15 protein-coding genes and 1 riboswitch are annotated in these 18,914 nt (G+C 74.4%); of the genes, 4 read left to right on the forward strand and 11 right to left on the reverse strand.

Going from position 1 to position 18,914, the window contains the following annotated elements; translation table 11 throughout:
* From AYX06_RS12525 to AYX06_RS12555, 7 genes are all read right to left on the reverse strand, one after another.
* Complete coding sequence (locus tag AYX06_RS12525) at positions 1-345, reverse strand: hypothetical protein (RefSeq protein ID WP_147017690.1); 345 nt, start codon at positions 343-345, stop codon at positions 1-3.
* A 169-nt stretch (positions 346-514) separates the two neighbouring features.
* Positions 515-1,945 (reverse strand): L-serine ammonia-lyase, encoded by a 1,431-nt coding sequence (locus AYX06_RS12530; protein ID WP_062736054.1) that lies wholly within the window; start codon positions 1,943-1,945, stop codon positions 515-517.
* A gap of 495 nt (positions 1,946-2,440) precedes the next feature.
* Positions 2,441-2,540: riboswitch (glycine riboswitch) on the reverse strand.
* 140 nt (positions 2,541-2,680) lie between these two features.
* Entirely contained in the window at positions 2,681-3,751 is a 1,071-nt protein-coding gene (locus AYX06_RS12535; protein WP_062736055.1) for a M24 family metallopeptidase, read from the reverse strand.
* Complete coding sequence (locus AYX06_RS12540; protein WP_062736056.1) at positions 3,748-5,805, reverse strand: DUF6807 family protein; 2,058 nt, start codon at positions 5,803-5,805, stop codon at positions 3,748-3,750. The genes AYX06_RS12535 and AYX06_RS12540 overlap by 4 nt, the downstream gene beginning before the upstream one ends.
* Positions 5,806-6,080: 275 nt before the next feature.
* The gene (locus AYX06_RS12545; protein ID WP_062736057.1) at positions 6,081-7,220 is read right to left on the reverse strand and encodes an ABC transporter ATP-binding protein; all 1,140 of its coding nucleotides are present in this window, start codon (positions 7,218-7,220) and stop codon (positions 6,081-6,083) included.
* A gap of 127 nt (positions 7,221-7,347) precedes the next feature.
* Entirely contained in the window at positions 7,348-8,622 is a 1,275-nt protein-coding gene (locus AYX06_RS12550) for an ABC transporter substrate-binding protein (protein WP_062736058.1), read from the reverse strand.
* 155 nt (positions 8,623-8,777) lie between these two features.
* Positions 8,778-9,911, reverse strand: coding sequence for an L-talarate/galactarate dehydratase (locus AYX06_RS12555; protein ID WP_062736059.1), 1,134 nt, complete (start codon positions 9,909-9,911; stop codon positions 8,778-8,780).
* Positions 9,912-10,098: 187 nt separating this feature from the next.
* Here AYX06_RS12555 and AYX06_RS12560 point away from each other — a divergent pair, with 187 nt between their 5' ends.
* Together AYX06_RS12560 and purU are read left to right on the forward strand one after the other, a co-directional pair.
* Positions 10,099-10,974: a methylenetetrahydrofolate reductase gene (locus tag AYX06_RS12560; RefSeq protein ID WP_062736060.1), complete on the forward strand. Its 876-nt coding sequence runs from the start codon at positions 10,099-10,101 to the stop codon at positions 10,972-10,974.
* The gene (gene purU, locus AYX06_RS12565) at positions 10,971-11,846 is read left to right on the forward strand and encodes a formyltetrahydrofolate deformylase (RefSeq protein ID WP_062736061.1); all 876 of its coding nucleotides are present in this window, start codon (positions 10,971-10,973) and stop codon (positions 11,844-11,846) included. The genes AYX06_RS12560 and purU overlap by 4 nt, the downstream gene beginning before the upstream one ends.
* 69 nt (positions 11,847-11,915) lie before the next feature.
* On the opposite strand, the gene AYX06_RS20540 is transcribed toward purU, so the two are convergent.
* Complete coding sequence (locus tag AYX06_RS20540; RefSeq protein ID WP_232319305.1) at positions 11,916-14,402, reverse strand: bifunctional anthranilate synthase component I family protein/class IV aminotransferase; 2,487 nt, start codon at positions 14,400-14,402, stop codon at positions 11,916-11,918.
* Positions 14,403-14,409: 7 nt separating this feature from the next.
* Positions 14,410-15,126, reverse strand: a complete 717-nt coding sequence (locus AYX06_RS12575) for a FadR/GntR family transcriptional regulator (protein ID WP_062736062.1) — start codon at positions 15,124-15,126, stop codon at positions 14,410-14,412.
* 204 nt (positions 15,127-15,330) lie between these two features.
* Between AYX06_RS12575 and AYX06_RS12580 the strand changes: the two genes are divergently transcribed.
* Positions 15,331-15,651, forward strand: a complete 321-nt coding sequence (locus AYX06_RS12580; protein WP_062736063.1) for a putative quinol monooxygenase — start codon at positions 15,331-15,333, stop codon at positions 15,649-15,651.
* A 136-nt stretch (positions 15,652-15,787) separates the two neighbouring features.
* A complete protein-coding gene (locus AYX06_RS12585) occupies positions 15,788-16,591 on the forward strand; it encodes an IclR family transcriptional regulator (RefSeq protein WP_232319306.1) in 804 nt (267 codons plus the stop codon).
* A gap of 25 nt (positions 16,592-16,616) precedes the next feature.
* Here AYX06_RS12585 and AYX06_RS12590 read toward each other — a convergent pair whose 3' ends face one another.
* Together AYX06_RS12590 and AYX06_RS12595 are read right to left on the reverse strand one after the other, a co-directional pair.
* The gene (locus AYX06_RS12590; protein ID WP_062736065.1) at positions 16,617-18,218 is read right to left on the reverse strand and encodes a GMC family oxidoreductase; all 1,602 of its coding nucleotides are present in this window, start codon (positions 18,216-18,218) and stop codon (positions 16,617-16,619) included.
* A complete protein-coding gene (locus AYX06_RS12595) occupies positions 18,215-18,829 on the reverse strand; it encodes a hypothetical protein (RefSeq protein WP_062736066.1) in 615 nt (204 codons plus the stop codon). The genes AYX06_RS12590 and AYX06_RS12595 overlap by 4 nt, the downstream gene beginning before the upstream one ends.
* Positions 18,830-18,914: the final 85 nt, after the last annotated feature.

The raw sequence follows: 18,914 nt of genomic DNA on the forward strand, positions 1-18,914 counted from the left end.
CTAGGCGCTGCCGGGCCCCCGTGCGCCCTCCGGAGCCACTGTGACCGCACGTTGCCGCTCCCGCGCGCGGTCCGCCGTGGGGTCCGGCCCCGGGGCGACGGCGGTGCGCCCGGCCTGCTGCCGGGCCCGCAGCAGCGCATCCGTCTGGCTCGCCCAGCCGAGCCGGTGCTGCTCGAAGCGGGGCACGAGACCGGCGATCGTGAGGACGACGCCGAGCACCACCGTGCCGACGAGCAGGTCGTACGGGGCCCGGCCGCCGAGGAGCGTGAGTCCCATGCCGGCCATCGCGGGAGCCGTCATCAGCACGCCGAGGGCGGCCACCACGTCTGCCAAGGTCATTCTCATGTGCAAACCTCCTCTGCACGAGGCTAGACCTTTGTCCAGTCCGGGGCACAGTGTTCCACTGCATGACGTGTCCGCCCTCGGACACGACCCCGGCAGGGCGGTTCCGGCGGCCGGGGCGGCGGGGAAGCCGCGCGGGCGGTCCCTCCGCCGCGGGACGGGGCGTGGCGGGTCAGCACTCCACGACGTTGACGGCGAGCCCGCCAAGGGCGGTCTCCTTGTACTTGTGGCTCATGTCCTTGCCGGTCTCGCGCATGGTCACGATGACCTCGTCGAGGCTGACCCGGTGCGTGCCGTCGCCCCACATGGCCATCTTGGCGGCGTTGATCGCCTTGGTCGCGGCGATCGCGTTGCGCTCGATGCACGGGATCTGCACCAGGCCGCCGATCGGGTCGCAGGTCAGCCCGAGGTTGTGCTCCATGGCGATCTCGGCGGCATTCTCCACCTGGGCGGGCGTGCCGCCGAGGACCTCCGCCAGTCCGCCGGCGGCCATCGAGGAGGCGGAGCCCACCTCGCCCTGGCAGCCGACCTCGGCCCCGGAGATCGAGGCCTGCTCCTTGTAGAGCACCCCCACGGCCCCGGCCGTGAGCAGGAACCGGACCACGATGTCCTGCCGGGCGGCCCCGAGCGCCTCCGGGCCCTCGGCGGCGGCGGCGCGGGCCGCGGGGGAGTAGTGGGTGGCGTAGAACAGCACCGCCGGGATGATCCCGGCCGCCCCGTTGGTGGGGGCGGTGACCACCCGACCGCCGGAGGCGTTCTCCTCGTTGACCGCCAGGGCCACGAGATTCACCCACTCCGGCCAGAAGCCCGGGTCCCGGTCCGGGTCCTCGGTGCGCAGCCGCCGGTGCCACTGCGGGGCGCGGCGGGCGACGTTCAGCCCTCCGGGCAGCGGGCCGGTGCGCCGGAGGCTGGAGTCCTTGCACTCCTCCATCACGGTCCAGATGTGCAGCAGCTGCTCCCGGATCTCGTCCTCACCGCGCCACGTCCGCTCGTTGGCCAGCATCACCTCGCTGATCGGCCGGCCGGTGCTCGCGCAGTGGCCCAGCAGCTCCCGGGCGGTGCGGAAGGGGTGGGGCACCTGCGCGCTGGCGGCCTCCAGCTCCGCCGCGGCGGTGTCCTCCTCGCCCTCCTGGACGATGAACCCGCCGCCGACCGAGAACCAGGTCTCGTCGGCGAGGACGGTCCCGTCCGCGCCGAGCGCCTGGAAGCGCATGCCGTTGGTGTGCCGCTCCAGCACGGTCAGCGGGTGCTGCACCATGTCCTCGACGCCGTAGCGGATGTCCCGGCGGTGCCCGAGGGCGGCGCACAGCCGCAGCGTCCCGGTGCCGGCGATGTCGGCCAGCCGCTCCTCCACCTCGTCGGGGCGGACCTGTTCCGGGTCGTAGCCCTCCAGGCCCAGCAGGATCGCGGTGAACGTGCCGTGGCCGCGGCCGGTGGCGGACAGCGACCCGTAGACGTCCACGCGCAGGTCGGCGGTGCGCTCCAGGAGGTCCTGGGCGACCAGGGCGACGGCGAAGCGCCGGGCGGCGCGCATGGGCCCGACGGTGTGAGAGCTCGAGGGGCCGATGCCCACGGTGAACAGATCGAAGACGCTGATGGCCATGGTGGTGCTCCAGAACAGAGTGGCGGCCCCGGGAAGGGGTGGACGGGATGACGGGGAGGGCGCCGGCCGCCGGGCCTCGGCCCCGCTCCCCCTCTGGACGACGGCCGGCAGCGGCTGCTGCACGCGGCCAGGTGCGTCTCGCGTGAGCCCGCCTCCGTCGTCCTCGGCATGTCCTCGGGGAACGACGGCGGGTCCGGCGGGGAGGTCTCCCCGCCGACGGGTCGGCCGGCGCCGGTGGCCGGGGCGAGGAACCCGGCGGAGGCGGTGTCCCCGCGCACGTCTCCGGCGGCACGGGCGCGATCCGGTGCGGTCGCGGCGGGCCGGGCCGAGGTGGTCGTCATCGAGGAACTCCGGGCTTCTGCGCGGTGGGCTCGCGCGGTCTGCGGGTTCCTCCCCGATCTGTTGCACAGCCTGAGAGTTTCCGCCGCACCCGGACGGGGTGCGGCTTGCTCCGTCGGCGAGCGCGGGCCAGGCCACGCTACTTTCCAGAGGTGCCTCGGCGCGGCGGTGCATGGGCCTGAGAGTTTCCCGGGGAGGAATTGCTCCTACGGCGCCCGATCGGTGTGGCCGAGCGGGTCTCTCCCGCCGCGCGTCGATGGCGACAGTCGTGTGACTGTCAGCACAATCTAGTGGAGGCGGCCGCGAGAGGCAACGGCTCGCGCCCCTGGCGCACCGCGGAGCCGGTCATCGTCGTCCGCCGGGCCCGCCGGACGACCGCAGGGTCCCCGGCGCCGGTCAGCGCTCGAGCGTGGTGGGGCGGTCCCGGCCGCGCACCCGGACGACCGGCCAGCGGGGGTCCACCGACAGGGGCCGGGGGCCGCCGGCGCCCAGCAGCACGGTGTCCTCGATCTTCGCGCCGGGGGCGGACGGGTTCCACGCGAACGCCTGGTGCTCGTGCACCCGGTCCGGGACGCCGGGGACCAGCCGCGGATCCCGGCCCGCGTAGCCGGCCGGGCCGCCCTGGTGGTGCCGGGTCCACTCCCCGGCGTCGAAGCCGTGGCGCGGATAGGCCCGCTGCAGGACCGGGAGCACGTCCGCGAGGGGCAGCCCGGGGCGCAGGGCGTCCAGGACGTCGGCCTCGACCTCCGCGATCCCCGCCTCCGCGTCGGCCTCCCGCGCGGTGGCGGGGCCGAAGCGGACCCAGCGGGTCACGTTGGCGATCAGCCCGCCGCGGCGGGCGCAGACCACGGCCATGGCCCGCCGCCCCAGCGGGGCCGCCGTCGGCAGGGGGTGGCGGTGCGCCAGTCGCTCCGCACCGCTGCACAGGAGGACGAGCGGCTCCGCGCCGCGCCGCACCAGCGCGGCGGCCAGCTCGGCGGCGACCTCCCGCTCGGTGCTGCGCGGGGTGGCCCGGCTCAGCACATCCGTGAGCACGGTCGCGGCCACCCGGCACAGGGCCTCGTAGCGCAGCGTCTCCCCGGGCAACAGGGACGCGCGGGCGGCCCGCAGCGGGGCCGCGAGACAGTCCTCGGCGAGCACCGCCATCGAGCGGGCGGCGGGGAACCAGCTCTCCGGGGCGGCCGGGGCGGCGTGCCAGGGCAGCTCGTGCAGCCGGACGTCGTCGGGCAGCTCCTCGGCCGCGAGCCGGGCCGCCTCGCTGGTGGAGGTCAGCACCTCGTCCCCGTCCTGGTGCACCAGGACGGACGCCACCGGCGGGCCGGCGAGGGAGACGTGCACGCGGGCCCCGTCGAGGTACCAGGACACCGCCGTGGAGCTCTCCAGGAGCACGGCGTCCGCGCCGTGCTCCTGGAGCACGCGCAGGACCCGGCGCCGCTTCTCCGCCCGGTCGGCGCCCGAGGAGCTCACGCGCCGGGGCTCTCGGCCGGGCCGCGGTCCTCGGCGGCACGGTCGAGCAGGGCCTCCACCCCGGTGGCGTCGAGGCGGCCGTCCACCACGAGGACGTGCACCGCCCGCTCGAACGGGACCTCCGGCGCGGTGGTCACCGGGGCGTCCCAGGCCGGCGCGAGGCCCACTCCCGGATAGCCCGAGACGCGGACGAACCACGGGTCGGCCGACGGCCCGCCGTGGCGCAGGACGAGCGTGGCGGGGCGCCCGGCGAACTCGGCGGAGAAGGCCAGCCACGGGGACACGCTGCCGTGCACGGCGTCCTCGCCCGCGGCGGCCGCGGTGAACACGTCCGCGTCCGTGCAGTCCGGCAGGCGCCAGAAGAACCCGCCGTAGCCGCCGCCGGGGCGTCCGTTGGCTCCGGGGCTGCCCAGCTGCACGGGACGATCCCCGGCGGGGGAGAGGCGGAAGCGCAGACCGAGCTCCCAGGCGTGCTCCGCCACGGGGCGGAAGGTCCAGCGGCGCTCCTCGGCCAGGACCGCGGTGCCGTCCGGGCCGAGCCAGGACAGCTCCTCCTCCAGCCGGTCCTCCGTGGCGTGGGCCGCGACGCGGTGGACGCGGCCGTGGTCGTCCCGCCACACGTACCGCTGGTCCTCGCGGGTGTAGGTGCGCCCGCCCCAGAAGTTGAGGCCGTCGACGTCCTGCAGGGCGGTGCTCACGCCCAGGTGCCAGACGTGGTCCAGCGGCTGCTGGTCCGTGACGGTGACGCCGCCGAGGGTGCGGACCGGGTGCAGGAACGGACGCGGCGAGGAGGTCGGGGCGATGCCCTCGCCCGTGCGGACCCGGGCGACCTCGTGGCCCGCCACGACGAAGCGCTCGCCGGTCGCGGCGGGGGCCGCCCACGGCGCCCCGATCCCCGTGAAGCCGGACTGGGCCGCGACCGCGCGGACCGCCCAGTCCTCGACGCCGGGCAGGACGAGGCGGCGGGAACCGCCCTCCTCGAGCCACCGCACGTGCTCCGGGGCGATCGGCGCGGGGTCCGGGGCGGTGCGCACGGCGTCGAGCACCCGCATGAAGGCTCCCGTGGCGGCCAGGTGGCAGAGCAGCGCGGCGCCGTCGCGGCGTGCGGCGATCAGGTTCTCCAGCAGGTTCGTGCGCCCGGAGGTGACGGTCCGCGTGCCCTCGGGCCCGGAGACGGTCAGCTCGTCCCGGGTGTAGTGCAGCACCGCCCGGCCCTCCGTGCCCTCGACCGTGATGAAGGGGTCCTGCTGCTCGGCGGCGCACAGCGTCAGGGCGCACGTGACGGGGACGCCGGACGCGGTGCGGACCTGCACCACCGAGGTGTCGTCGGACTCGATCGCGTTGGCGCGGTACAGCTCGGTGCGCAGCTGCGCGACGTCCTCGGCGGTCCGGGCCCCGGCGATGTGCAGGGCGGTCATGACGGCGTGGGCCAGGGGGTTCGTGACCACCCCGTCCACCACGTCCACGCCGCCGATGCGGCGCCGGCCGGCCCAGGGGGAGCGGGTGAAGTAGCCGGTGTCCCGGGACCACAGGCCCGTGGCGCCCACCGCGCGCAGCCGCCCGATCTCCCCGCTCGCCAGCAGCCGGTCGATGAGCCCCAGGGCGTGGGAGCCGATGCTCTGGAACCCCACCTGGACGAGGCGGTCCGCCTCCTCGGCGGCGTCGAGCAGGCGGTGGAACTGCTCGAGGTTCGCCACCGGCGGCTTCTCGAGCAGGACGTCGGCCCCCAGGCCCAGGGCCGTCAGGGCGAGGTCGAAGTGGGTGTCGATCGGGGTGGAGACCACCACCACGTCGACGTCGAGCCCCGCAGCCCGCAGCTGCTCCAGGTCGCCGAACATCGGCACCTCGGGCCCGAGCACGCCGTCGTCGTCGGCGCGCCGGTCGACGGCCGCGACCAGCCGGACGCCGCCCTCCTCCTCGAGCCGGCGGATGTTCGCCAGGTGCCGCTCCCCGAAGCCGCCGATCCCCACCAGGCAGACGCGCACGGGTACCTCCCCGTGCGCGTCTGCCTGGTGGGGATCGGCGGTCGGGGCGGGAGCGGTCTGGGCATGCACGGGATCTCCTCGGACGCGGTGGGAATGCGCTTTCCAACGTATCGGCGGGGTGCCGGTGTGTCAACAGTCACACTGTCCGCATCGGCGCGGGCGCCGCCGCGCCGCGGAGCCCGGGACCGGGGCGCCGGGAGTCCATGCCGCACCGGCGCCCGGGACGGCCCGGACGTCCCGCACGACGGACGACGACGGCAGCGGGCCCGGCGCCTCCCGTGGGAGTGCCGGGCCCGCTGCTGTCGTCTCGCGCAACGACCGGTGTGGTGGGGCCGGTGTGGGGGTCAGTCGGGCAGGCGGGTGCCGGTGGTGGTGTCGAAGAGGTGGACGTGGTCCAGGTTCGGGGTCACCCAGATGGTGGTCCCGGCCTTGGGTGGGGTGCGGCCCTCCACGCGCACGACGATCTCGTGGGCGGCGGGGGCGTCCTCCTCGACCTGGCCGGTGGGGTCGACCTGCACGATGGTGTTGGCGGCGGTGACCGGGGCGAGGTGGCCGTAGACGAAGGCGTCGGCACCGAGCTCCTCGACCACGTCGGCCACGATCGGCAGCCCGGTGCCCTCCGGGGCGGGGGTGAGGTCCTCGGGGCGGATCCCCACGGTGACCTGGGAGCCGGTGAGCCCGGTGCGCTGGGCGGGGGTCAGCGGGATGTGCAGGGTGCCCAGCTGGACCCCGGTCTCGGTGACCGGGGAGCGGAAGAGGTTCATCGCCGGGGAGCCGATGAAGCCGGCGACGAACTCGGTGGCGGGGGCGTCGTAGAGGGCCCGGGGGGTGTCGACCTGCATCAGCACCCCGTCCTTGAGCACCGCCACCCTATCGCCCATGGTCATCGCCTCGACCTGGTCGTGGGTGACGTAGACGGTGGTGACGCCCAGGCGGCGGGTGAGGGAGGCGATCTGGGTGCGGGTCTGCACGCGCAGCTTCGCGTCGAGGTTCGACAGCGGCTCGTCCATCAGGAACACCTGCGGGGAGCGCACGATCGCCCGGCCCATGGCCACCCGCTGGCGCTGCCCGCCGGACAGGGCCTTGGGCTTGCGGTCCAGGTAGTCGGTGAGGTCCAGGATCTTGGCGGCCTCCTCGACCCGGGTCCGGCGCTCCTCGGGGCTGACCTTGGCGATCTTCAGGGCGAAGCCCATGTTCTCGGCCACGGTCATGTGCGGGTAGAGGGCGTAGTTCTGGAAGACCATCGCGATGTCGCGGTCCCGGGAGGGCACGTCGGTGACGTCGCGGTCCCCGATGTAGATGTTGCCGGCGGTGACCTCCTCCAGGCCGGCCAGCATCCGCAGGGTGGTGGACTTCCCGCACCCGGAAGGGCCCACCAGGACGAGGAACTCCCCGTCGGCGACCTGAAGGTCCAGGTCGGTGACCGAGGGCCGCTCGGCCCCCGGGTACTGGCAGGTGACATTGGCGTAGCGCACAGCAGACATGAATCAAGCCTCTTTCCCGGCAGGCACGTGCCGGACGGTCCGAAGGAGAAGCGGGTGGCGGCCGGCCGGGGGCGGGCCGAATGGAGCCGCGGGCGCCGGCCCGGCCGGCGCCCGCGGAGCGTGCGGGTCAGCTGATCGCCGACTCCATCTCGGAGACCAGGCTCTTGGCGGCGTCCTCGGGGCTCGAGCGGTCGAAGACCACGTCCAGCTCGTAGCGGTACAGGATCTCCTGGAGGGTGCTGAAGCCCAGCGGCGGGACCGGCATGGGGTCGCCGAGCTCGGGCTGGATCTCCTCGACGAAGTCGGCGGCCACGGTGTCCGCCTCGCTCAGCTCCGGGAGGACGGCCTCGCGGACCGACTCGTTGGCGGGCAGGCCGCGGTCGGCGAGGTTGAGCTTGCCGGCCTCCTCGCTGTTGACCATGAAGTCGATGAACTTCTTGACCTCCTCCGGGTGCTCGGTCCGGGCGGAGCCGGACATGAACATGGCCGACTTCTGGAAGAGCTGCGCGCCGCCCTCGGAGCCGTCGGTGCTGGGGAAGCGCAGCGGGACGAACTGGTTTCCGGACGCCGAGTTCAGGGCGCTCAGCTGGTTCGTCCACCACATGCTCATGGCGGACTGGTTGGTGCCGGCCAGCGACTGGTCCGGGCCCGGGTTCTGGTCCTCCGTGATCACGGAGGCCGGGGGCAGGGCCCCGTCCTCGACCAGCTGCTTCTGCAGGGCGAGGTACTGGGCCGCGTCGGCCTCCTGGAAACCGAGCTCGCCCTCCGGGGTGGTCAGCTCCTTGCCCTGCTGGCGCAGCCACATCTGGAACCCGGCGGGCTCGTTCGGCGCGCTCGCGCCGTAGGCGTCCGTCTTCTCCGTGATCTCCGAGGCGACGTCCGAGAAGTCCTGCCACGTCCACGTGCTGTCGTCCGGCAGCTCGACGCCGGCCTCCTCGAAGATGGCCGGGTTCGCCATGATCGCCATGATGTTGACCCCGGTGGCCACGCCGAAGAGGCCCTCGTCGGTGCGGCCGCTCTCCACGACGTCCTCGTCGAGCTCGCTCACGTCCACGTCGGAGAGGTCCAGCAGGGCGCCGTTGTCGGCGTACTCGCGGATGTACTTGTCGTCCATCTGGATGATGTCCGGGGCGTCGTTGGAGGCCGTCTGGGTGGCGAGCTTGTCCCAGTAGCCGGTGAAGTCGCCGTACTCGCCGGTCACCGAGATGCCGGGGTTCTGCTCCTCGAAGGCGTCGATGATCTCCTGGGTCTGCTGGTGGCGGGTGTCCGAGCCCCACCAGGCGAAGCGGAGCTCGACGTTGCCGTCATCGCTGGCGCCGTGGGCGCTGCCGCACCCGGTGAGGGCGAGGGCCGAGGCGGCGAGGGCCGTCACGGCCTTGGCGAGAGGTCCGGTGCTCTTCATGCTGTTCGTGTCTCCTGACGGTCGAGGGGAATGCTGGAAAGCGTTTTCCAGAGCGTAGCTGTGATCCAGCTCACGGGTCAAGAGATGACACGGACTTCTTCCGGGGCGTGCTGCCCCCGCACCGGGGCCGGGCAGCCGGCCCGGAACGGGGTCGGCTACGCGGTGCCGAACCCGGCGCTGTCCGTGGTCCAGGCGCGCGCCTGCTCGCTGAGGGTGATGCCCAGCCCGGGGCGGGAGGGGACCAGCATGCGGCCGTCGCGGGTCTCGAGGCGCTCCTCGAAGAGGGGGTCGAGCCAGTCGAAGTGCTCCACCCAGGGCTCGCGCGGATAGGCGGCGGCCAGGTGCAGGTGGATCTCCATGGCGAAGTGCGGGGCGAGGTCCAGGCCGCGCTGGTCGGCCAGGGCGGCCAGGCGCAGGAACTGCGTGATGCCGCCCACCCGCGGGGCGTCGGGCTGGATGATGTCGCAGGACCGGGCCTCGATGAGCCGCACGTGCTCGGCCACGGAGGCGAGCATCTCGCCGGTGGCGATCGGGGTGTCCAGGGCGGCCGTGAGCCGGGCGTGGCCCTCGGCGTCGTAGGCGTCCAGGGGCTCCTCGATCCAGGTGAGGTCGAACTCCTCGAGCCGCCGGCCCATGCGCAGGGCGGTGGCCCGGTCCCACTGCTGGTTCGCGTCGACCATCAGGGGCACGCCGGCCCCGATGTGCTCGCGCACCCCGGCCACGCGCCGGAGGTCCTCCGCCGAGTCGGGCAGGCCCACCTTGATCTTGATCCCGCCGATGCCGGCCTCGAGGGAGGCGGTGGCACGGTCCTTGACCTCCTCCAGGGAGGCCTGCAGGAAGCCGCCGGAGGTGTTGTAGGTGCGCACCGAGTCCCGGTGGGCGCCGAGCAGCTTGGCCAGGGGGAGTCCCGCGCGCTTGGCCTTGAGGTCCCACAGGGCCACGTCGATCGCGGCGAGGGCCTGCGTGGCCACGCCGGAGCGGCCCACCGAGGCGCCGGCCCACAGCAGCTTGTCGTACACCTTGGCGATGTCGCTCGGGTCCTCGCCGATGAGTCCCTCGGCGACCTCCTTGGCGTGGGCGTACTGGGCCGGCCCGCCCGCGCGCTTGGAGTAGCTGAACCCCACGCCGGAGTGTCCCTGCTCGGTGGTGATCTCGGCGACGAGAAAGACCACCTCGGTCATCGGCCGCTGCCGGCCGGTGAAGACCTTGGCGTCCGAGATCGGGGTGCTCAGCGGCAGGGTGACGGTGGACAGCTGCAGGTGGCGGACGGCGTCCGGAGTGTAGGTCATGGTGGGTCCTCGCGGTCGGGGCGGTGGGGCAACACCAGGAATAATACAAGTACGTAACTTGTATGACTAGTGATCCGGCTCCGGTCCGGGAGGCCGCTGTGCATACTGGTGGGATATCGCCGCGCCGGTGCGCGGACGCCCGTGCACGGCGCCCGGCCGGTCCGGCGCCGTGGAGAGGACGGGACCCATGCCGATCAGCACGCCCACCGGGAGTCCGGCCGCCGTGGAGATGCTCACGGACTTCTCGCTGGAGATGACGGGCCGGGACGTGACCGCCCTGCACGAGGCGGCCCCGGGGATCCCTCCGGGCACCCGGATCAACGTCACCTTCCTGGGGCACGAGGACCCGGCGCTGCGCGTGGCCGCCGCCCGGGCCGTGCGCGAGCACGGGTTCGTACCGGTCCCCCACGTCTCGGCGCGGCGGCTGCGCTCCCCGGGCGAGCTCGACGCCTTCCTCGCGGACCTCGCCGAGGCCGGCGCCGCCGAGCAGGTGCTCGTGGTGGGCGGTGACCCCGGAACTCCGCAGGGGCCCTACGAGGACGCCCTCGCGGTCATCCGCAGCGGGGCCCTCCAGCGCCACGGCGTGCGCGGCGTGGGCATCGGCGGCTATCCGGAGGGCCACCCCGCCGTCGACGACGACGTCCTGTGGTCGGCCCTGGCGGCCAAGACGACCGCCCTGCGCGAGCAGGGCCTCGAGGCCACGGTGATCACCCAGTTCGGCTTCGACACCGCCCCGGTGCTGTCGTGGGTGGCCGAGGCGCGCCGCCGCGGGATCGACGCCCCGGTGCGGATCGGCGTGCCGGGCCCGGCGGGGGTTCGCCGGCTGCTCGGCCACGCCCGCCGCTTCGGCGTGGCCACCTCGGCGGGGATCGCGCAGAAGTACGGCTTCTCCCTCACGCACCTGCTGGGCACCGCGGGCCCCGACCGTTTCCTGCAGGACCTCGCCGCGGGCCACGACGCCGGGGTCCACGGGCCGGTGCGGCTGCACTTCTACACCTTCGGCGGACTGGGGGCCACGGCCGGCTGGGTCCGGCAGTTCGGCGGGGAGCGGGTGGCGTCATGAGGCCCGCGCAGCAGTCCGTGCTCCGCCCCGACCACGCCAGCCTCGTGGTGCACGGCCGGGACCAGCCCGGCATCGTCGCCGTCGTGACCTCCGTGCTGGCCCGGCACGGGGCGAACATCGTGGCACTGGACCAGCACTCCGACGACCCCGAGGGCGGGGCGTTCTTCCAGCGCACGGTCTTCCACCTGCCCGACTACCCGGCGCTGCGGCCCGTGCTCGAGCAGGACCTCGCCGCGGCCCTCACGGGCGGCTTCAACCTGCACTGGCGGTTCACGGACCTCTCGGTGCCGCGGCGGGTGGCGGTCTTCGCCTCGCGGTCCGACCACTGCCTGCTGGACCTCATCTGGCGCCAGCGCCGCGGCCAGCTGCCCGTGACGATCTCGATGGTCGTCTCCAACCATCCGGACCTGGCGCAGGACGTGCGGGGCTTCGGCATCCCCTTCTTCCACGTGCCCACCGAGGACAAGGCCGCCGCCGAGGCGGAGCACCTGCGGATGCTGGAGGGCAACGTCGACCTCGTGGTGCTGGCCCGCTACATGCAGATCCTCTCCTCACCGTTCCTCGAGGCCGTGGGCGTGCCCGTGATCAACATCCACCACTCGTTCCTGCCCGCCTTCGTGGGCGCCGAGCCCTACCGCAAGGCCAAGGAGCGCGGCGTGAAGATCATCGGTGCCACGGCCCACTACGTCACCGAGAACCTCGACGAGGGCCCGATCATCGAGCAGGACGTGGTGCGCGTCTCCCACCGGGACACCGCCCAGGACCTCGCCCGGCGCGGCGCCGACGTGGAACGGCAGGTGCTCGCCCGCGCGGTGCTGTGGCACTGCCAGGACCGGGTCGTCCGCCACGACCGCCAGACGATCGTCTTCTGACCCGCACCCCTCCCTGCACCCCCGCACCGAGCTTGCGGGTGACGACGACCTACCCGTGCTGGGTCGCCGTCACCCGCAACCTCGGCGGAGGGTGAGGGCCAGGGAGCGGACCACCGGGCCCGGGTGCCACCGGGCCAGGCCGTCCACGGAGCCGACGGGGTGGGCGCCGGCCACCGAGTTGGTCACGAACACCTCCGTGGCCGCGGCGAGCTCCTCGAGCCGCAGCGGCCGCTCCTCGACCGGGCGCCCCGATCGGCGCAGCGCCTCCAGTGCGCGGGCCCGCACCACCCCGGGCAGGATGCGGCCGTCCGCGGGCGGGGTGACCACGGTGCCGTCGAGCACCGCGAAGAGGTTGGCGCGACCGGTCTCCAGGACCGTGCCGTCGGCGTCCACCAGCAGCGGGTCGCAGCTGCGCGACCACAGCCCGGGCTCGGGCTCGTGGGCGAGCGCCCGCCGGTCCGCCCACTTGTGCGCGCCCAGGCCACCGGGCAGCCGCACGGGGACCAGCCGCCACGGGGGCACCGGTCCCGGCGGCAGCGCCGTGGCCGTCACCCGCACGTCCAGGGCGCCTCCCGGGGTGGGGGCCGCCGTGATCCGCAGCCGGTGGGGGCCGGGCAGCCCGGCGGCGTGCTCCAGCACCTCCTCGCGGACGCTCCGTGGCAGCTCCGTGCCGCAGCAGGCGAGGCAGCTGGCGCCGAGGCGGCGCAGATGGGCGTCGAGCTGGACGGGTTCGCCCTCCTCCACGAGCAGAGTGGTGAACACGCCCTCGGCGCGCAACGGGACCCGGGCCGGCAGCTCGAACAGCGGGGCCGGCGGCGCGGACGGGCCCGGCAGCACGGTCAGCGCGGCGGAGGCCGGGACTGCGGAGCTCGAGACCGCGGAGCGGACGTCCGGGGCGGGGGCCGCGGCCGGCAGCGCGGAGGGGATGTCCGGGGCGGGCGGCGCGGCCGGGACCGGCGCGCCGTGGAGGTCCCAGTCCTGCCGCAGGGCGGTGTCCAGTTCAGCCCCGACGGCGTCGAGCAGGGGCACCGCCTTGACGAGGGTCTCGTGGGCCTCGTCGGCGGGGTCCGAGTCGGCCACGATCCCGCCGCCCACGCCGAGCCGGACCCGGTCCCCGGTGAACTCGAACGTGCGGATCGCCACGTTGAGCACCAGGCCGCCCGGGCCGGCGCAGCCGACGGCGCCCGTGTAGACCTCGCGGCCGGCCGGTTCGAGCGCGTTGATGATCTCCATGGCCCGGATCTTGGGGGCGCCCGTGCAGGAGCCGGGCGGGAACGTGGCCCGCAGCAGGTCGCCGTCGCCGAGGCCCGGACGCAGCCGGCCCCGCACGTCCGCCACGAGGTGGTGCACCCCGGTGTGCGGCTCGACCCGGGGCGCGGCCGGGGCCCGCACGGACCCGGGCACGCACGCCCGGGAGAGGTCGTTGCGCATCAGGTCCACGATCATGACGTTCTCGGCGCGGTTCTTCGCCGAGGCGTGCAGCTCCGCCGGGTCGGTGACGGCCGGCGCGGTGCCCTTGATGGGGGAGCTCAGCACGGCGCGTCCGGTGCGGCGCAGGAACAGCTCCGGCGACAGGCTGGCCACGGCGCCGCCGGGCAGCCGCAGGAAGGCCGCGAAGCGCGGGGCCAGCCGTTCGTGCCCGGCGCAGAAGAGGTCCAGGGGGTCGCCCTCGAAGCCGGCCTCGAGGCCGCGGCAGATGTTGGCCTGGAAGATGTCACCGTCGCGGATGTGACCGAGCGCCGCGGTCACGGCGGCGGCGTGCTCGGCCGCGGAGGCGTCCGTGCGGAAGGGCTCGCACCGGTAGGCCTCCGGGCCGCTCGGGCCCGCCAGGGCGTCCCGCACGATCCCGCGGGCCGCGGCCGTCCGGGCCGGATCGGCCCCGGGCCACCGCTCGAGCACCCAGTCCCCGCGGCCGGCCCGCCGGCGCAGCACGTGGTCGTAGAAGCCCAGGTGGTGCTCCGGCAGCCGAGCCGGGCGCGGCGGGGGTGCGGGGAGGCGCTCCAGCCGCCGGGACAGCTGGTAGCCGAGGTACCCGATCCAGCCCGGGCCGGCCGCCGCGGCGCCGGGCCCGTCCGCCGTCGCCCCGGCCGGCCCCGGGGACACCGCGCCCGGGGCGGCGGGCAGGGGCACCGTGTCCGGATCGGCGAGCGGGGACACCGCGCCCGGGGCGGCGGGCAGGGGCACCGTGTCCGGATCGGCGAGCGGGGACACCGCGCCCGGGGCGGCGGGCAGGGGCACCGTGTCCGGATCGGCGAGCGGGGACACCGCGCCCGGGGCGGCGGGCAGGGGCACCGTGTCCGGATCGGCGAGCGGGGACACCGCGCCCGGGGCGGCGGGCAGGGGCACCGTGTCCGGATCGGCGAGCGGGGGCACCGTGTCCAGGGCGGCGAACGGGTCCTCCTCCGGGGCCAGCACGTGCACGGGCCGGAAGCCGATCAGGCTGTCCCCGCCGTCCCAGTCCCCGAACAGGGCCACCAGCCCGGGCTGGTCCCGCAGGGCCCGCAGCATCTGCACCGGCGACACCGCTGTGCCGGCGACCACCTCGATCTCGCGCATCCCCGGCTCAGTCCTCGACCGGGACGGCCGTGCGGCTCAGGGGGCTGCCCGCCTCGGCCTCCAGGCGCCACAGCGAGTTCGCCAGGTGCACGCGCATGGCGGCCGACGCCGCCAGCGGGTCACCGGCCCGGATGGCGTCCAGCACCGCCCGGTGCTCGGCCAGGACCCGGGCGGTGCGGCCGCCGGTCCCGGCGGCGCCGTCGAGCCGCCGCGGCGGCATGGTGATCATGGCGGGACCCAGGCCGGTCAGGGCGTCGACGTAGTAGGGGTTGTGACTGGCCTCGGCCACGGTCCGGTGGAACTCGAAGTCGTGCTCCAGGGCGGCGGCCGGGTGGTCCGCGTCCTGCTCCGTGCGCAGCAGCGCCTGCTCCATCCGGGCGAGCTGCTGCTCGTCGCGGGCCGTGGCGGCCAGCGCCGCGGCCTCGGACTCCACCCCGGTGCGGAAGGCGAGCAGGCTGCGGCGGTCGCGGAGCGTCCGCACGGGCCGCCCGGACCCGGCGGGCGCGGCCGGCGGGGTGAGGGCGAAGCTGCCGCTGCCCCGCCGCGTGTGCACGAGGCCCTCGGCCTGGAGCCGGGCGACGGCCTCCCGGACCACCGTCCGGCTCACCCCGTGCTCGGTGATCAGGCTGCTCTCGCTGGGCAGGCGCTCGCCGGGGGCGATGCGCCCGTCGACGATGCGTGCCCGCAGGTCGTCCACGAGTGCGGTGGTGAGGTTGTGGCTCATGGGCCCATGATCTCACCCGGGCGGCGCCTCCTGCCGCCCGGCCCCGGGGTCCGCGCCGGAGCCGCCGGGCGCGGGCGGGCCTGGGGCGCCCCGGGGTTATCGGTCCGCGATAACCTGCCTTGGCGGGCCGGGCCGCGGACCGCGACACTGACCAGGAGAGCACCGGGACCCGCGCCCGGGGCGTCCGCCGAGAAGGGAGCAGGGATGATCTTCATCGTCGTCAAGTTCAAGGTGAAGCCGGAGTGGTCGGAGCGCTGGATCGACTTCTCGAGGGACTTCACGGAGGCCACCCGCCAGGAGCCGGGCAACCTGTGGTTCGACTGGTCCCGCAGCGTGGACGACCCGGACGAGTTCGTGCTCGTCGAGGCCTTCCAGGACGACGCCGCCGGGCCGCACGTGAACAGCGAGCACTTCCGGAAGTTCACGGCGGAGGCACCGCAGGCGCTCGTGGAGACCCCGCAGATCATCAGCGAGACGATCTCCGCCCAGGGCTGGAACCGGATGGGCGAGATCACCGTCGAGTGAGTCGGCGCCGAGACGTGCGCCGAGGCGTGCACCGGGAGGTCCGCCGAGGACGCCGGGGGGCACGTCCGGTGGACCGTCCGTGGCCCGGGAGCGGCGCTCCCGGGCCATTGGCACGTGCAACGCCGACCGCCACAATATGAGGCATGACCACACGTGGCGCCGGCATGGCCTCCGTCCAGAAGGCCTTCGCGCTGCTCGACGTCGTGGCGCGGGACCCCGGGGCGCGACGGCCAAGGACATCAGCGCCGCGCTCGGGATCCCGCTGCCCTCGGTCTACCGGCTGCTGCAGACGCTCGTGGCCTCCGAGCACGTGGTCCACCTCAAGGACCAGCGGCGCTACGGGCTGGGCTACAAGGTGCACGCCCTCGACACGTCCCTGCGCCAGCAGGTCGGCACGCCCGGCACGGTCCGGCGCGCGGTCCGCGACCTGCACGCCACGGCCGACGCCGCCGCCTACTTCGCGGTGTACCGCGGGGACGCCATCGTGGTGGCGCACGTGGTCGACTCCCCGCGCCGGCCACGGCTCGACCCCCTGGACTTCGGGTTCACCGACGCGGCCCACGCGACGGCCTTCGGCAAGATCCTGCTCTCCCGGATGGACCGCGACGAGGTGGCGGAGTACCTCCAGCGCCACGGCATGCCCGGCCTGACGGACCGGACGCTGCGCACGGCGGAGGCCCTGCTCCGGGAGCTCCGGCGGGTGCGCGCCGAGGGCATCGCGGTGGAGCGGGAGGAGTTCGTGCCCGGAGCCTCCTGCCTGGCCGCGCCCGTGCTCGACGCCGCGGGCCGCACCCTCGGCTCCGTGGCGGTGTCCCTGCGGCCGCCGGACTTCGAGCGGCGGCACCGGGCGATCGCCCCGGTGCTCCGGGACGCCGCCGACCGGGTGGGCCGGGCCCTGCGCGCGGCGGAGGACTGCCCGGTCGCCCGCCGGGCCGACTGAGCGGTCCTCCGCCGCGGGGCGGGCCCTACAGGTGCCGGCCCGCCAGCTGCTCGGCGATGTAGTCGGCCTGGCGGGTGGCCAGCGCCACGATCGTCAGCGTGGGGTTCGCCGCCGCCCCGGTGGTGAACAGCGAGCCGTCGGAGACGAACAGGTTCGGCACGTCGTGGGTCTGGCCGAACGCGTTGGTCACCCCGTCCTCGGGGCGCTCGCTCATCCGCGCCGTGCCCATGTTGTGCGTCGCCGGGTACGGCGGGGTGCGGTGCGTGGACACCGCGCCCACGGACTCGTAGAGCAGGGAGCCCTGCTGGTAGCCGTGGTTGCGCATCGCCACGTCGTTCGGGTGGTCGTCGAAGTGCACGTTGGGCACGGGCAGGCCCAGGTGGTCGGTCACCGTGGTGTTGAGGGTCACCCGGTTGGTCTCCTGCGGCATGTCCTCGCCCACCACCCACATCCCGGCGGTGTGCTCGTAGCCGTCGAGCAGGGCGGTGAAGTCCGGTCCCCACGCGCCGGGGTCCCCGAAGCTGGCCAGGAAGGCCGGCCCCAGGGAGATCGTCTCCATGTAGTAGCCGCCGGCGAACCCCCGGTCCACGTCGTGCCGGGACTCGTCGGCGACGATCCCGGCCATCGTCTCGCCCCGGTACATGCGCACCGGGCGGTCGAACTGCGCGTAGACCGATCCGGTGGTGTGGCGCATGTAGTTGCGGCCCAGCTGCCCCGACGAGTTGGCGAGCCCGTCCGGGAACAGGGGGGACGCCGAGAGCATCAGCAGCCGCGGCGTCTCGATCGCGTTGCACGCCACGGCCACGAGCCGTGCCCGCTGCCGCTGCACCTGGCCGTCCCCGTCCACGTAGACCACGCTGTCCACGAGGCCCTTCTCCGTGTGGGTGATCTGCACGGCGTGGCACTGCGGGCGCAGGTCGAGGTGGCCGGTGCGCAGGGCCTTGGGGATCTCCGAGACGAGCGTGGACCACTTGGACCGGTTCTTGTCGCCCTGGAAGTTGAACCCGTCCTGGATGGAGGCCGGGCGCCCGTCGTACGGTTCCGCGTTGGTCCCGTACGGGCCGGTCGCGTAGTGCCGGTAGCCGAGCTTCTGCGCGCCCGCCGCGAGCACCTTGTAGTTGTTGTTCGCGGGCAGCGGGGGACGGCCGTGGCGGTGGGTGCTGCCGATCTTCCGCTCGGCGCGGTCGTAGTACGGGGCCAGGTCCTCGAGCGTGATCGGCCAGTCCAGCAGGTTGGCGCCGTCCACGCGCCCGTAGACGCTGCGCGTGCGGAACTCGTGGGCCTTGAACCGCGGCGTGGCCCCCGACCAGTGCGTGGTGGTCCCGCCGACGGCCTTGACCAGCCACGCCGGGAGGTTGGGGAAGTCCCGGGCGATCCGCCAGGACCCCGTGGTGGTCCGGGGGTCCAGCCAGGCCATCTGGTGGAAGGCCTCCCACTCGTCGTTGACCCAGTCCTCGCTGGTCAGGTGCGGCCCGGCCTCCAGCAGGACCACCTTGATGCCCTTCTCGGTCAGCTCGTGGGCCAGTGTTCCTCCGCCGGCGCCGGAGCCGATGACGACGACGGCGGAGTCGTCGTCCAGCGCGATCCGGGCGGAGGGCTGCTGCTGGTCCTGGGGCGTGGTGGTCATGCGGTCTCTCCCGGCTCGACGACGTCCGACCCCTTGAAGAGGTCGCTGAAGGGCTGTTCGGTGGTCTCGGAGGCGCCCTGCTGGTCCAGGTTCCACCCCTCCTTGGGGGCGGCGGTCACCACCGGGTAGCCGAGGCGGCCGCACTCGGGCAGCTCCTCCTCGGACTCCTCGACGCGCGGGTCGGGCAGCCAGTCGAGGTCGTCGAAGCCGCGGTGCAGGTAGCCGCCCTTCGAGAAGGACTCGCCCTCGTAGCCCAGGGCCTCCCACACCTCGTGGTCGTCGTAGAAGTGCAGCACGGTGGTGCGGCGGACGAACCCGAAGAACTCGAGGTCGGCGATCCGCTTGAGCACGTTCAGGGCGGCCTCGTCGGGGAGGTCCACGAACGGCTCGTCGCTGAGCGAGTCGAGGGTCAGCAGCCCCTGGGTCAGGGCCATCCGGAACCAGGTGGAGTTCTCGGCCTCGGCCACGATCTTCTCGGTCATCCGTTCGTACGGGCCGTCCGGGAGCTGCGGGTGCGGGAACGCGACCCGCACGATCCGCGTCAGGGTGCGCTTCGCCTCGTCCGTCAGGGCGAGGGCGTTCAGGGCGGAGTACTTCGCGGGATAGACCATGGGTCTCCTCCTCGTCGGCGCTGCCGGGTGTCACCACCGAGTGTGAGTCAGATCACCACCGCGGGCCAGACGTGTTATCGCAGGG

Source organism: Kocuria turfanensis (assembly GCF_001580365.1).
GTDB classification, from domain to species: domain Bacteria; phylum Actinomycetota; class Actinomycetes; order Actinomycetales; family Micrococcaceae; genus Kocuria; species Kocuria turfanensis.

Coding starts and splice junctions, on each gene's coding strand:
- AYX06_RS12580 (WP_062736063.1), top strand. CDS start 15,331: ATGATCTTCATCGTCGTCAAGTTCAAGGTGAAGCCGGAGTGGTCGGAG.
- AYX06_RS12545 (WP_062736057.1), bottom strand. CDS start 7,220: ATGTCTGCTGTGCGCTACGCCAATGTCACCTGCCAGTACCCGGGGGCC.
- AYX06_RS20540 (WP_232319305.1), bottom strand. CDS start 14,402: ATGCGCGAGATCGAGGTGGTCGCCGGCACAGCGGTGTCGCCGGTGCAG.
- AYX06_RS12560 (WP_062736060.1), top strand. CDS start 10,099: ATGCCGATCAGCACGCCCACCGGGAGTCCGGCCGCCGTGGAGATGCTC.
- AYX06_RS12530 (WP_062736054.1), bottom strand. CDS start 1,945: ATGGCCATCAGCGTCTTCGATCTGTTCACCGTGGGCATCGGCCCCTCG.
- purU (WP_062736061.1), top strand. CDS start 10,971: ATGAGGCCCGCGCAGCAGTCCGTGCTCCGCCCCGACCACGCCAGCCTC.
- AYX06_RS12555 (WP_062736059.1), bottom strand. CDS start 9,911: ATGACCTACACTCCGGACGCCGTCCGCCACCTGCAGCTGTCCACCGTC.
- AYX06_RS12575 (WP_062736062.1), bottom strand. CDS start 15,126: ATGAGCCACAACCTCACCACCGCACTCGTGGACGACCTGCGGGCACGC.
- AYX06_RS12550 (WP_062736058.1), bottom strand. CDS start 8,622: ATGAAGAGCACCGGACCTCTCGCCAAGGCCGTGACGGCCCTCGCCGCC.
- AYX06_RS12585 (WP_232319306.1), top strand. CDS start 15,788: ATGAGGCATGACCACACGTGGCGCCGGCATGGCCTCCGTCCAGAAGGC.
- AYX06_RS12525 (WP_147017690.1), bottom strand. CDS start 345: ATGAGAATGACCTTGGCAGACGTGGTGGCCGCCCTCGGCGTGCTGATG.
- AYX06_RS12590 (WP_062736065.1), bottom strand. CDS start 18,218: ATGACCACCACGCCCCAGGACCAGCAGCAGCCCTCCGCCCGGATCGCG.
- AYX06_RS12595 (WP_062736066.1), bottom strand. CDS start 18,829: ATGGTCTATCCCGCGAAGTACTCCGCCCTGAACGCCCTCGCCCTGACG.